Annotated in this window: 5 protein-coding genes; 1 reads left to right on the forward strand and 4 read right to left on the reverse strand. The window is 39.0% G+C overall.

Annotated elements, in window-relative coordinates:
• The 4 genes from LL966_RS18575 to LL966_RS18590 form a co-directional block, all read right to left on the reverse strand.
• On the reverse strand, positions 1–7,739 hold a 7,739-nt coding region (locus LL966_RS18575), incomplete at its 3' end, for an Ig-like domain-containing protein (RefSeq protein WP_229355299.1).
• A 1,505-nt stretch (positions 7,740–9,244) separates the two neighbouring features.
• Positions 9,245–10,738, reverse strand: a complete 1,494-nt coding sequence (locus LL966_RS18580) for a DUF1254 domain-containing protein (protein WP_113678646.1) — start codon at positions 10,736–10,738, stop codon at positions 9,245–9,247.
• A 1,345-nt stretch (positions 10,739–12,083) separates the two neighbouring features.
• Positions 12,084–12,248 (reverse strand): PTS sugar transporter subunit IIBC, encoded by a 165-nt coding sequence (locus LL966_RS18585; protein ID WP_229355300.1) that lies wholly within the window; start codon positions 12,246–12,248, stop codon positions 12,084–12,086.
• The gene (locus LL966_RS18590; protein WP_229355301.1) at positions 12,245–13,906 is read right to left on the reverse strand and encodes a recombinase family protein; all 1,662 of its coding nucleotides are present in this window, start codon (positions 13,904–13,906) and stop codon (positions 12,245–12,247) included. Before LL966_RS18590 ends, LL966_RS18585 begins: the two co-directional genes overlap by 4 nt.
• Before the next feature lie 274 nt (positions 13,907–14,180).
• Between LL966_RS18590 and LL966_RS18595 the strand changes: the two genes are divergently transcribed.
• On the forward strand, positions 14,181–15,761 hold the full coding sequence (locus LL966_RS18595; protein WP_229355302.1) for a DUF6119 family protein: 1,581 nt from the start codon (positions 14,181–14,183) through the stop codon (positions 15,759–15,761).
• Positions 15,762–15,768: the final 7 nt, after the last annotated feature.

Raw genomic sequence — 15,768 nt, forward strand, 5'->3', positions numbered from 1 at the left:
GTGACTGTCAGGGCTACTGTATAGCTGCCCGCAACATCATACTGGTGCGTTGGAATAGCTGCTGAAGAAGTGCCTCCATCGCCGAAATCCCAGCTATAGCTCAAACCTGCTACCGCAGAGATTGGGGTAAAGACATACTGGTCATTTGCGTTATTGATCGCATCATAGGTAAATGACGCATCCGGCTGGGGATTGACAACGACGTTTACCGAGCTGATTGAAGAACATCCTGTGGCAGGGTCAGTCCCCTGAATATAATAAGTATCACTTGCTGCGATGGCATCAGCATTGGCCAAAGGCTGGGTACCTGCCGCATCGCTGAAATAGGAATATACCAGATTTGCTGTGCTTCCAGAAGTTATTGCCGGCAAGGTCAGGTCAACCGAGGTGCCAGAACATACTGCTGCAGGGGTGGTGATCGATACAATCGGTGCTGGATTGATGGTTACCTGCACTGGTTTAGCATCTGAACATCCCTCTGCTGTTGTTCCCTTTATATAGTAAGTGCCAGCCGCTGTGATGGCATTGGCATTGGCCAGAGGCTGGGTACCTGCCGCATCGCTGAAATAAGAATATACCAGATTTGCTGTGCTTCCAGAGGTTATTGCTGGCACCGTCAGATCAACCGAGGTGCCAGAACACACTGCTGCAGGGTTGGTGATTGCTAAAACCGGTGCTGGATTGATGGTTACCTGCACTGGTTTGGTATCCGAACATCCCTCTGCTGTTGTTCCTTCTATGTAATAGGTTCCCCCTGCGGTTACCAAAGAAGGATTGGACAACACAGTGGTGGCTGCCGGATCGGTAAAATACTTGAAGGCCAGCCCGGATGTGCTTCCTGCTGTTACGGCTGCTGATGTGAGGTCAACCGATCTTCCTGAACAAACTGCTGCCGGGTTGGTGACCGTTACAACAGGTGTTGGGTTAACCGTCACCGCTACGTTCTGGATTACAGAACATCCCTCTGGAGTGGTTCCTTTTATGTAATAGGTGCCTCCTGCGGTTACTGAAGACGGATTGGACAGCAAGGTGGTGGCTGCCGAATCGGTAAAATAAGCGAAGGCCAGCCCGGATGTGCTTCCCGCTGTTACGGACGCGGCAGTAAGGTCAACCGATGTCCCTGAACATACTGCTGGCGGGTTGGTAACAGCTACTGTAGGTATAGGATTGACGGTTATATGCACCGGACTGATCGCATAACAGCCCTCTGGTGTAGTTCCTTTGATATAATAAGTACCCCCTGTTGTGACTGAAGCTGGATTAGAAAGTAAAATACTGCCTGCAGCATCAATGAAATAAGTAAAGGTCAGATTTGATGCACTTCCCGTTGTAACTGTCGGTTCTGTCAAGTCAACTGAAATACCTGAACATACTGCTGGCGGATTAGTAATGTTTAAAGCTGGTATAGGATTAATAGTTACCACTACATATTGCATTGCTGAACATCCTTCTAGTGTTGTCCCTTTTATATAATAAGTGCCGCCTTCTGCTACTGCCTCGGGGTTGGCAAGGACTGTTGCAGCTTCAGCGTCTGTAAAATAAGTGAAAGTCATATTTGCGGTGCTTCCAGCAGTTATTGAGGGCGCGGTCAAATCTACTGTTGTTCCTGAACATACTGCTGATGGATCGGATGTTACCACTATAGGAGTCGGATAAACCGTTACCGTTACAGGCTGGATTGCTGAGCATCCTTCTGGTGTTGTTCCTTTTATGTAATAAATGCCGCTTGTCGTTACTCCTTCTGCACTGTCAAGTACTACAGTGCCTGCGGCATCTGTAAAATATGTAAAGTTCAGATTAGGTGTGCTTCCTGCAGTTACTTCTGCCGCAGTAATATTTACGATAGTGCCCTCGCATACTGGTGCAGGATCAGTCACACTTACAACCGGTATTGGGTTAATAGTTACCTGAACAGGACTGATTGCAGAACATCCCTCTGGTGTTGTTCCTTTTATGTAATAGGTGCCGCCAGCTGTTACTGCATCTGCATTAGCAAAAGCTGCAGTGCCGGCTGCATCTGTAAAATAAGCAAACGTCAGGTTCGATGTGCTTCCTGCCGTTACTGCCGCTGCAGTCAAGTCCACCGAAACACCTGAACATACTGCTGGCGGTGGCGTTGTTGTTACTGTGGGAGTCGGATCAATTGTTACAGTGACAGGCTCTATTGCTGAGCATCCTTCTGATGTCGTCGCTTTTATATAATAAATGCCGCTTGCCATTACTGCATCTGCATCGTCAAGGACTATTGTGCCTGCGGAATCTGTAAAATAAGTAAAGGTCAGATTGGCTGTGCTTCCAGCTGTGACGGACAGAGCCGTCAAATCAACTATACCCGAACAAACCGCTGGCGGGTTGTCAATCACTAAAGACGGCGCTGGGTTGATCGTTACCAGTACCGGAGTAATCGCAGAGCATCCTCCCGGCGTTGTTCCCCGAATATAATAAGTGCCGCTTGATGTCACAGCGTTTGCATTGGCTAAAGGCTGCGTGGCAGCCGTATCACTGAAATAAGCAAACGATAGTCCCGCTGTGCTGCCTGCTGTTATATCCGGCGCTGTCAGATCAACTGCTGTACCCGCACAGGCTGCCGATGGGCTGTTGACAACTACAAACGGTGTTGGGGTTACGGTTACCTTCACGGGACTTATCGACGAACATCCCTCAGGCGTTGTTCCCTTAATGTAATAAATGCCGCTTGTTGTTATGGCATCTGCCCCATCCAAAGTTTGCGTCCCATCCTGATCAATAAAATAGCTATATGCCAAATTAGCGGTACTGCCAGAAGTTACTGCTGCTGCTGTAATATCTACTGTAGTGCCCTCGCATACTGCTGGCGGATTGTTAACTGTTACAACAGGAAGCGGATTGATAGTTACCTGCACCGGACTTATCGCAAAACATCCCTCGGGAGTTGTTCCCTGAATATAATAAGTACCTCCTGCTGTTACTGCATCTGGATTGGCGAGGGCCACCGTTCCTGTGGCATCTGTAAAATAAGCAAAGGTAAGATTTGATGTGCTTCCCGAGGTTATTGCCGGTGCTGTCAAATCAATAGGAGAGCCTGAACATACTGCCGCCGGATTGGTAATGGTTACTGCAGGTGTTGCGATTACTAGAACAGAACTCGTGGCATTATCGGTAAAAGTATTTACGCCATTACTGACCGTAGCCTGGAGATTTACAACATAAGTACCTGCTGCCGCATAATTATGAATTGGATTCAATGCAGTACTTACTGGTGCGCCATCGCCAAAATCCCAAATGAGACCTGTTAGCGAATAGCCCGATGCTATGATAGAGGCACTTGTAAATTCAAACGCATTTCCAATAAGGCACTCATTGGCAGGAAACACCGAAATGTCTGCTGTCACATTCGGATTTTTGCTTATGGAAATAGTTTGAGCTGTAACGTCAGTGCAGCCATTGAGATTGGCAGCGGTAAGCGTTATAGTATAGGTGCCCAGTAAATCATACTGATGTGTTGGAACAGCTGCAGAAGAAGTTCCTCCGTCTCCGAAATCCCAGCTATAAGTAACATCTGCGGCGGTAGAGATTGGTGTAAAGGTATACTCGTCATTTATGTTATTGATTGCATCATAGGTAAATGAAGCATCAGGCTGCAGGTTGACTTCTACAGCTACTGGGCTGATTGAAGAACAGCCCGTCGCAGGATCAGTTCCCCTGATATAATAAGTACCGCCTGCTGTGATTGCAGTTGCATCAGCCAAAGGCTGCGTCCCTGCTGCATCGCTAAAATAGGAATAAGTTAAACTTGGTGTGCTTCCTGAAGTCACAGCTGCTGATGTAAGGTCTACGGCTCCTGGTGAGCACACTGGTGCCGGATTGGTAATTGCAACAGTTGGCAACGGGTTTATAGTTATTATTGCTGCAGCGCTAGACGGACACGGTGCAAATGAATATGAGGCAACAACATTTACAGTATATGTACCTGGAGTACTTGCCGCCAAATCAATCTCACCGCTATTGGGATTTATAACCAGACCGGCTGTTGAGGTGAATGTGAATGCATGTGATGCGCCGAGAAGATTGGATCCTGTCAGCCTGTGGCGGCGCAATACGGGATCTGGAGGGGCTGACCATGTGACTATCAGATCTGGCAATACTGTTCCAGATCCGCAGAAGGGACCGCCAGGATATGTCAGACTTGTATCTGCCGGCGCCAAGTTGCTTACTGCCACCGCTTTTATAGCTGAATCGCATCCTGTAACAGTATCTGTTCCTTTTATATAATACGTGCCTGGAATTGTGACTGCAGCGGGATTGGCCAATGCGATAGCACCTGCGGCATCTGTAAAATAGGTAAAAGTCAAATTTGCCGAGCTGCCAGCGGTTACCGCAGGCAAAGTGAGATCCACAGCAGTTCCTGCGCAGACGGGATCAGGGTCAGTGATTGCTAATACTGGAATGGGATTAACAGATACAGTCACAGCCTTGATTGCGGAACATCCTGCCGCAGTTGTTCCTTTTATGTAATAGGTTCCGCCAGCTGTAACTGCACCAGGCGCACCAAGTGCAATTGTCCCTGCAGCATCTGTGAAATAAGCAAACGTCAGGTTTGGAGTACTTCCAGCAGTTACTGCCGGAGCAGTCAAATCAACTGAGGTCCCCGAACATACTGCCGCAGGAGCATTGGTAACCAATGTCGGAGTCGGGTTAATTGTTACAGCCACACCCTGTATTGCCGAACACCCAGCTGCAGTTGTTCCTTTAATGTAATAAGTTCCGCTTGCCGTCACTGCGCTTGGCGAAGCGAGAACTGCTGTAGCAGCCGCATCTGTAAAGTAAGTAAACGTTAGATTTGCAGTGCTTCCAGCAGTTACTGATGGTGCAGTAAGGTTAACTGATGTACCTGAACACACTACTGGCGGAGGCGCTGTTACCACTGTAGGGCTCGGATTAAATGAAACTGCTACAGCCTTAATTGCCGAACATCCAGATGCAGTTGTTCCTTTTATATAATAAGTCCCCCCTGCTGTTACTGCACTTGGCGTATCAAGAACTGATGTTCCTGCTGCATCAGTAAAATAAGTATAGGTAAGGCCTGCTGTACTTCCAGCGGTTACTGACGATGCAGTCAGGTCGACTGGTGTGCCTGCACATACTTTAGGCGGGGCTGTGGTGACCACTGTTGGCACCGGATTGACTGTTACCGTTACAGGCTGGATTGCGGAACATCCTGCCGCAGTCGTAGCTTTAATGTAATAAGTGCCACTGGCAGCAACTGCCACAGAATTGGCAAGAGCGGCTGTGCCTGCTGCATCAGTAAAATAAGTAAATGTAACACCTGCTGTGCTCCCTGCCGTTACAGCTGCATCTGTAAGATTTACTGTACTAGGCGAACATACTGCAGCAGGATTATTAATAACAAGTGTTGGCAAGGGATTTAAAGTTATAACTAAGCCGGCGGTGTTGGTAGTATTGCAAGGCGCTCCAACAGTCACTGCACAAGTATAATTATTTACTCCTGCACTAAGATCAGTGTAGCTGACAGCCGGACTTTTTAAATTTTGATTTCCTGAATTGATACCTGGACCAGTCCATAAATAGGAAGTTGCACCAGATATATCAACATCTAATTGAATGGTGCCTGAATTTAATTTGCATAATGTTGGATTGTTCAAACCATTTGCAGAGGCTGTCGGTGCACTTGCCACACCAATTTGTGCTGACTGTGTTACAACATTTCCGCATCCATCCTGTACTTTGAAATAATAAGTTCCTTTGCTTAGTGCTGTAAACTGATTTGAGCTTTGAAAAACCCCATATGTTGTCCCTCCGTCTCTACTTAAAGCATACGACAATGCATTATTGGGAGCTGGTGAAATACTGATGGCAGTAATTGTAAGTATTCCGTCAGCTGCGCCGTCACTGCAGACAAAACCTCCAGTACTGCTTCTGTCTACCTTGACAGTATTGCTTGCGTCATAGGTAACCGTTTCAGTCAGTACATTGGTATTGCCTCCCTTAATCCGCAGTCCGAAAACGTAGGTGCCGTAATTCAAGCCATTAAACGGGAGTGATGCCGTTGTACTGGCTAAATCTCTTACCTGCCCCACATTTGAAGGCCCTGAAACGATAATGACCTGATAAGCACTGGCTACATCGAAATTACCTTTCATTGTATAATTAAAACCTCCGCAGACCGGTGTCATTGTGCCAGCTGAAAGGGTTGCAACATACCCCTGTACAACTGCATTCATGGATTTCGTACCGCAGGGACCTGTTATGCTAAGCGTATAATTCCCTTTTGGCCAATATCCAGCTGGATCTGTCGGATTTACTCTTGGAAGTGTAGCATTGCCTGTCGAATTTAATGTCACGCTGCCCGTTGTTCCTAAGGGCACCAAAGGATTGCTGGATGCTGTTACAGTATAAGTCAGTACATCCCCTATTTGATAAGGAGTATTGGAAAGTATCAGCAGACCATACCCCAGCACATTTAAATTAGGCTGTACAGCTGACAAAAATTGTGAAGGTGTAAATGAAGGCTCAGCGGGAATAATTATTTGAGATGAGGGATTGCCTAAAAAATTTCCAGTTGTATTTCCCGCTGCATCAATGTAGGTAAAATTATAAGTGGCTCCTGCAGCAAAACCGCTTAAGGTCGCAGGAATACTTGACAATGTCTGTGTAATTACATCGGAAGGATCGGCAGTATTGGTAAAAACCATATCCATCGGAAGGCAGGTCAGCAAATTGGCTCTAACGCTCAGTAAGCCAGTTCCTCCACAATTAGATGTAGTTATGGTTCCTCCATTATATACGTGCCTGATTGGAAATTCTTTTGTGTTGCCGCACTGATCCATCAGTACTACCCTCATATTATTAATGTCTGCGTATATGTCTTCACGGGTAGCTGCGAGCGGCATTTTAAAACTTATAGTCTGCGGTGAAATACCATCCGCTCCTACGGTAGCATTTCCGTCTGTACCAATTCCATATAACTGGCCCTGAAATTTTATTTTCCAACTAAACAATGCTGCATCAGCAGCAGAGATAACAGTACTGTTCGAAATATATTGAAAACCAGCTTCCACCATTATGATTATCGGTGATGAACAGGCAGAAGTCTGGTGTTTAGGATACGCATAGCCTATTCCTAGTTTAAAATCGTTTACAGTTACGGTAGGATTGGTGACAGCTGTTGATCCAGTGACAGTTTGTCCGCAGGCATCTGTAGCACTTACAATGTAACTGCCTGCAGGCTGTGCATTAAAAGCAAAATTAGAAGCGCTTACGGCACCGCTATCCTGAATTATTGAACCAGGAGAAGACTGCAGTGCTATCTTGTAGGTTATCGGTAATTTACCGCCTGTAACCGTAGTTGTTAAAACTGCAGATCCTCCAGAACAGCTGGCAACTTTAGTTGGCGTCGCAATGCTCATCGGCGTATAACCGTCTGAAACTGCTATATTTGCGCTAGTAAAAATCGTACCTGTACTTGTATTGCGCCCTTTAAGCGTATAAGTCCCTGTGGAAAGAGCCTCGAAAAGAGGGTTAGTCGTAAATTGAGCAGGATCATTTGGAATTGGTGCAATCACAACATTATTTTTAAGCAATTGATACTGGGGAGAAGTCCATCCTGCATTGTTGCTGGCCGTGATAGTACCTCCGCCCAGACAGCCGGTTGTACCTGGAGTACCCGATACTGTTTGTGCAGAGGAAAAAATACTTAGAAAAAAAATTAAAATTAGAGTTAATGTAAATTTCGATTTCATAACTATTTTTATATTAAATTATAAACTTTACCACTCAAGCAATCAGGATATCCTTTAAGCAGATATTGGGCAGACTTGATCACTCCTTGCTAGCTATTATCAACTAACTGCGAAGAAAAATCTACCAAAATATCATTGAAGACTTAAAAACAATCATCTATTTCAAAAGCAGACTGCTTATCTAACCTGATTCAAATTTTTAGCTGATCAGCAATATCTTACCTTCCAATACTCTAAATTTTGCGACAAACTTTATATTTATCACTGTTTAATTTTATTATTTGGAATCTGGCTTGGGCAATGAAAATTTAACTAGACATTTTCCTTTGCAGTTATTCATTATATGGCATTAAAATAAGTACCACAACTGCAAAAAAAAATAAAGCCTTAGATCATGTAAAGCACATATTAATAGTACGGGCAAATAAAAAGTGCGAATAGGAATAAATTCAGATGGCGGAAAGAAGATAGAATATAATGTAAGACGACGCAATCAATTTTCTAAATGACAGTGCTGCAATTTTTTGAATTAAAGAACGTTGCAGTACATCTGGGCAATATCTTGCATTATCATATATAGTTAAGGCTACAATTAAAGTAAGTAAGCAATTATTATATTTTTTTTATACAATAACGTTATTTCTTACAAAAGTAAACAAGTAGATAAAAAAAAAACTGTTGCAACAACAATTTCATGTTGCAAATTATAAAATGAAACAATATTTAACATAACTGCTTAGCAATAAAAAAACTAATGCTTTAAGCTTTAAAGCATTTAAGACTCTAGTAATTTTCTTATAAAAATCATAGCAAGGTGTTTAAAAAATAAAATTGAGGCATAAAGCGAGATTAGTATTCATTTTTTAATGATTTTTAAAATTTCATTTTCAATTCAACAAAATCAATTAAAATGACACTTTTAGGTTCTGTCGTATCTATCAAAATCAAATCTAAGAATTTAGGGGATATAAAAGTTAACCCGCCAGCATACAGAATGATTTAAATATAGAGATCCCGGTCTAATCATCTGATTCTTCCGAAGCATATGCACAACTTCAATTCCGTTTAGAGTTCTTTTTGCAGATTAAAAACTTTTAAAACCTAATTCGTTTTTTATCAGCTATTTGACAAAACGATAGTCCTGTTCGATAATAGAGCCAAATAAAGACAATTCTGGCTTAATGACAATAATCTTCTCGAATCCTACATAATATTTGTAGAATTGTATATTAGTTTACTGCCATAAACCAATTTAGTTTCTATAATTTTTACATCAATCCTAACAGAACATCCAAACCAAATTTATAAAGCCAATGAAAGACAGGCACTACATGTAGTAAGCTAATTTCTTTAAATCATCCAGAAATGATGTTGTAATTTGTCCTGTCGAGGTCACAACGCCAAATGGCGCCAATTGAAGACAATTGGCGCCATTTTTTATTTATTTTTACTACATTAATCAACTTAAAATAATTTTTTCCTTTACTTTCTCTTTTTGACTGAAATTAAATTTTTACTACAGACGGAGGCGTCCATTGATTTTTAATTACGGACTGCTTTGGGCCGTAGCATCTGAAATATAAACAGAAATCATCTGCAGGGCTTGGCAGCCAATTGGCTTTTTTGTCCCCTTCCGGCTCCGCATGCTGCACATACAATGTAAGGGAACCATCGACATTGTACTTTAAATCCCGGTTTTTGGTTCCAACCGAATAGCGTTTTATGACATTGGGATAGAAAAAGTGATGCTCGTCATAAAGTGTAAGAGACCAGAAGCCGTCTACAGGCGGAAGGTTACCTTTTGCAAATGTCAGGGTATACTGTTTAGAACCATTCAGTCGAGATCCTTTTGAATCGAGATCCTGATAAAAATACTTTGTTTCTTTACCTGCATTCACCAGTATATTGGATTTTGCTATGGCTGTACGGGTGAAATAATCCGTTCCAAAAGCAGCACAGTTATCGGCAGTGGTCCAGTTCCCTGGAAGAGGTATTCCCCAGTTGCGAAATTGCAGTAATGGATCAACCAGTTCTTTGTCCGCTTTATGGGCTTCATCAATCATCGCTTTTTTCAATGCAGGATCTTTCTTTGCTGCTTCGATCACCGACAGTACCTGTGCGTAACGAGCTTCCTCGCCGGGCAATGGAGGAGCATCTTTCAATACAATAGGAAGCTGATCGAAAAAGGTATCTGGAAAGACCCATTTCGTTTCTTCAGATCCGCCATCTTTTGTCGGCGAACCTAAGGATGGAAGCCTACTCCAGTCCTGCTGTTTCATTTTTCCGTCAAATTTATCCAGAGCATAGACATCAATAGAATTAATTATGGCCTGGACTGCATTTTTATCTGAGGGCGTATCATCCTGAAAAACTCTAGGTACAATAAAGGCTGTGCCTGTTTTGCTGTAAAATACTTTAGTGATTCCTTTAGGCACCTCTCCTTTCCAGTTAGGCCCCGCCAGCATGTAAAACCCTGGTTTTGTACCATACATCTTCCCAAGCTGGGCAAAAGCATCTGTGCGAAGATCCACCACCTGATATACCCAGAAACGCTTGCCAAAATCCGGAACCTGTATCACGACGGGAGTCTCATCAAGAGCGGCAATAGCAGCTCCGTAAACCACATCCTGATTTGGACAGGCAACCCAGCGCTGTTCAGGCTTAATATAATCATGCAACATTGCCAAAGAATTTAATGGCGCAAATGGCAGTACGCCATTCATAAGACCTACTTTTGGTGACTGCTTGAACGCAAGACGTCTGTTGTAAATGTTTTCCATTGGCCAAGCCCAGAAATAGGCATCTCTTGCGACCTGTCTTGCATAAGATTCTGTAATCTTTACATTTACATCGGGGCCATTCGGTACTGAATCCGAAAATTTGCCTGAAACATCAGCATCAGTTTCTGCAGAAGATAATGTTCCATTTTTATCACTTTTATTCTGATTGCACGCTGTCATTGCAAGAAGTACAATGATTAAAATCAATTTGTTTTTCATCTTTTAAAATTTAAAAAATAACTATAGCTTATTTAATTTTTTCTACGTCATTTAGTTTCCACCTCTGATCATACAGCTTTGGAGTTGGGCCTTAAAAGCGGGCTAAAATTTTAAATTTCCCTTTAGGGTCCGTTGGAATTCAATTTGATTCGCCGGATTCAGGTGCAGTTGATTTCAGCAAAAGCATCAACCGCTAGTTGAAAATGTACTGCCAGCATGCACCAAATGGCAGATTCTATTCCTCGTTGATACAAAATCTGTTCCTGAATATTAGCGTGCTTAAAATCTGAAATTGCCGAAACCTTACATAATCTACTAAAAAATAAACAATTTCAAATTATTATACAGTTTAAAGCTACAATATTTTTTTTAAAATACATTAACTTTTATGCACAAGTATAAAAATCAACAACATTAACTAGAGCTTCTCGTCCAAGTATCGTTTTTGCTTATGTCAAGTCATGGCAATTTTTGCTCTGGACTTGGTACTATCATGCCACAAAATGTTAATGAGAATATTAAATAAGTTCAGCAAACCATTCAACTACACATATGTACACAAAATATCGGGAAGACTTATCAAACCATAAAAAAATGAAAAAGATTTATTTAAATACAAGATTGTAATTTATAGAGCCATCGAAAGACAATTTTACCTTAACTTAAAACATTCTTTCAAAATCCTCGATAATAGTTGTAGAATTGTATAGTATTTGATAGAAATAAATCAATTTTTAACCTCAATCGAACGACATTTAATGAGTTAATTAAATATTTTTTATCGTCCAGAAAATAGGCAAATTAAATGTCCAATTCAATTACTTTCTGATTGGATTAAAGCAATATGAAAACACTAGTATCCTTACCAAATTTTAATTTGAATAATCTACGAATTATTATATAATTTTACTAAAAACTGGCTCACTTTCTTCAGGAAGTAATAAATTTTATTGTCAAAAATTTTATTCTAAACCTTTATATCTTAATAAATATAAATATATAGATGTTTTAACATTTTTTAACTTTTAACCCTTACAATACATACAAACCGCTTCCAAATAAAAAATCAAAATAATTATCTTACAAATTCACTTGAAAGTAAGCCAATTTCTTTAAATCATTCATAAAATGGTTTGTAAATTGTTCAGTAAGGTCACTTAAGGAGACAACTAACAAATAGTTGTCTCTTTTTTTATACACAAACATATAGATTTTTCAAGCCTTCACAGCCTAATATTTGTGGTTCGATTTTTTCACAAGAAATTCTTAGTCTGTTTGAAATAAACAGTCTTAAAGTGGAACTATTAGAGAATTAATCGAAGCTGAACGATGGTTCGAAATCCCGCTAAGGATACAGGATTTTTTTCTCTTTTGGTTTATCGTAATTTTTTGATACTAAATACAGTAATTCCAAAATAATTTTAGCTTCCTTCTCATCTGCCTGAATGCCGTTCTTGGAAAGAATAATAACGGCTTTCTCTACTGAAACATTTTTCTCAATGAAATTCATTTTTTTTTATTGGTTTTTCGGTTACTTTTTTTCGATAGTATTTTTAAAAAAGCTTGATTTAGATTTAAAGAAAGTGCACCTGTTTTAAAATCAATATCAGTCGGTGGAATAAGATTTACAAGATGCCTTTTGTCTGAGACATCAAACTCAGAAAATCTTTGAAAGATTTCGACTAACGCTTTCTCTTCTACTTGATTTTTTTTATCAATAGCTTTTAATTTAACGACAATATCACGTGCTTCCTTTTTAAGGTTTTTGGTGCTGGCTTGATTCTCTTTTTTTAATTCATTGTAGTCATCAATTTTTAATATTCCGGCTATAAATAATTTTCTGCCTCGAGAAAGGGTTACTCCCTCCTCTTTTATCTTCCTCTCTAATACTTTTTGAGCGTATACATAACTTGCTTTCTGTGTCTTTATATTTTGGTCTTCTAAAATGTTCTTAAATAATTCAATTGTATTATTTGAGAGTATTAATTGTTGTAGTTTATTTTGATAACAATCATTAAGAAAGACCGCATCTATCCTTGTTTTACAACCATAATGACAATGATAATATGGATATTTTTTTGATCTTCCTTTTGAAATACTTCCGCTAAGTTTTCGATCACAAACAGGACATGTTAAAAAACCTCTAAGAAAAAATAATGATTGTAAATCATTTCTTTTAGCAGTAGTTCTTCTCTTTGTATTAATAACAGACTGAACCTGATTAAATAAAGTCTCTGCTATTAAAGGTTCATGCAATCCTTTTACCACCTGCTCTTCACTAGAGTCAAGTTTGACTGGTATAAGCCCGCAATAAACTGGGTTGTGCAAAATCCTAAAAAAGTGGGATCTTGAACATATTAAACCTTTATCATTAGCTATTTTCATGATTTCAGTTATTTTATGATCATTCTTTGAAACTTGATAAAAAGCCCATTTTATAATTCCGGCTTCAGGCTCTTTAGGAGCGATAGCTTTTTTACCATCCATAGATGTCAAATTGATAAATCCTAATGGTGCCTTACTAGGATACCTGCCCATCAACTTCGCTCGACGAATGCCGTTTGCAGTGTTTTGAGCTCTCCGGGTATTTTCTGCTTCCGGAACAGCTAAATATACAGCCAGCATAACTGTACTTTCCGGCACAGAGAAATCAATTGGCTGATCAATAGCCTTTGCTATCGTTTTATATCTCCTAAGCTTTCCAATCATTTCGTACGCATATTCAATATTACGACTGAATCGATCCCATTTGATAAATAGTATATTTTTATCTTCTCCTGATGATTTCTTTTTGATCTCTGAGAATAATTGGTTCCATTCTGGCCTATTGAAATTCTTCGCAGAGAAATCTTCGCGATAAATTCCCTTAACTTCGATATCGTAATATTTACAATACTTCAATAGTCTGTCCTCCTGTTCTGGCAAGGAGTAACCTTTTCTTTTTTGTTCGTCCGTACTTACACGAACGTATAAATAGGCTGACTTCATATTACATAATGTATTTGATTTATTTACTACCGAATACTCTTCAGCAAATGAAATACTTAATTGAAAAAATACTCCATGTGTTATCAAGTACAACGTAACAAACAGTAAAAGATTTGAATACAATTGCCTTAAGTTAACATCAAATTCTTTCTTAACTTGTATTACTACTACTCCGTCCACAGTTCTTTACAAGTATCATAAGATCTTTTTAAATACTTAAATATCACAACATTTTTTAAACTATGTGTAAATAAATAATAACTTATTGTGATTCAAAATAAAAACTTCAACTCAGAGTAAACAGGTATTTTTACTCGATGTATAGAATTATTTAATCGATATTTTTGAAACAAGACTTTAAACTCTCATTATGGATTTCCGTAATGAAATAGTAAATTAAATACCAATATTTGATGCAATTATTACCAGTCTAATAAAATAATCTAAATTCAAAATGGCAAAAAGTAGAGGTTTCTCAATTTATCTATTAAAAGATACATTTAATCCAGAAAATGCATTGAAAGATGATCATAATCTACAGTTATTAGAGGAAGAGAATACAAATCTCCCTAATAATTCCATCATGTATTTATCTGATACTCCAGGAAGTCCTCCATGGTGGAAAAATTACTGGGGAATACATAAAAACTTATATCAAATGCAAAAAGGAAGTCTAATCTTTCTTCCTGTCGATAATAGCTGGATAGTACTGACATTTGGCATTACTTATCATCAACTAAAGGATAATAGTTATCATTATGATTTTGGATTAAAAACGACATTAAACGCACTGGATCCGGAAAAAATTAAATCTACCGATATATTACAACCCGAGAATGCAAAAAGGCAGAGAGTGCAAAGTCCTACAGAATCGAGTCTAAACTTTTTTGATATTAGACATGATGAAAACATAATAAAAAAATTAACTGGCGCTGTAAAATCAGAATACATTGACTTATTTAGAAATGTTACTGGTGCAAGTAGTCTAAGAATTTCTTCAAATTTACCAGCAGAAGAGATCACAAATTTATGTAGAGAGATCATTCAAATATACAACAAAACCGATTTTATTCAATCTTTTCCAGATATTCAAAATATAGTCCCAGTTAGAGATCCAGACAAAATCAGAGAACTTAACCAAAACTTATTATTAGCTTTTAAAAATGCGCCGGTAGAGTTAGTACTATCAATTCCAGAAATCATGGATCATTCAACATCTTTTAAAATTAAATTCAATGGTGCAGGCAGAACAAATTTTGAATATTATGATGTATACATAGCCGATTATAGAGCATATCTGGAAGAAAGAAATATAACTCAAATTAATGATGTTAATGTCTTTTTTAATCATCACATGGCAATTATAGATGAAAATGGCAATCAAATAAAACAATTTAGTATCTATAAATGTTTTTTATATGATTGTGAAATCAACGGCCTAACTTATCATTTAACTGAAGGAGAATGGTATTTAATTGATAAAGAATATATCACAAAATTAGAAAATGCACTTAACCCTCACTTTATAAATTCGCATACATTCTTACATCCCTGCGATTTTCAAAGGGAAGATGAGTATAATGAATCCGTAAAAAATGCTAATGCAAATGTAATCTGTTTAGACAAAAAAAACATTTCGGTTAATGGACAAACTCAAATTGAACCATGCGATTTAATCACTATCCATGAAAATAAAATAAACCTAATTCACATAAAAATTTCAACTCGTTCTGCAAGTCTTAGCCATTTATTCAACCAAGGAGTAAATTCAATTGAATTGCTTAGAATGGAAGAAGAATCAAAAGAAAAATTAAAAGCACTTGTTAACAATAACAGTTTTGATAATTTAATAGAAAAAGGTGAATTCAGTGTGACTTATGGAATTATCACTAAGAAAGACGTTAGAGGCAAATCAAGTAAGTTACCTATATTTTCAAGAATTAGTTTACTTAGAGCAGTAAATACATTAAGAATGTTAAACATTCCTTGTTCAATCTATTTTATTTATGACAATGTCGATCGTAAAAAAAAATAATTTTGAT

The sequence above is a fragment of the Flavobacterium chungbukense genome (assembly GCF_020805785.1).
Classification (GTDB): domain Bacteria; phylum Bacteroidota; class Bacteroidia; order Flavobacteriales; family Flavobacteriaceae; genus Flavobacterium; species Flavobacterium chungbukense.

What these genes read in the sequence shown, in the direction of transcription:
- LL966_RS18585 (WP_229355300.1), bottom strand. Translation starts at nt 12,248, where the DNA reads ATGAATTTCATTGAGAAAAATGTTTCAGTAGAGAAAGCCGTTATTATT.
- LL966_RS18580 (WP_113678646.1), bottom strand. Translation starts at nt 10,738, where the DNA reads ATGAAAAACAAATTGATTTTAATCATTGTACTTCTTGCAATGACAGCG.
- LL966_RS18595 (WP_229355302.1), top strand. Translation starts at nt 14,181, where the DNA reads ATGGCAAAAAGTAGAGGTTTCTCAATTTATCTATTAAAAGATACATTT.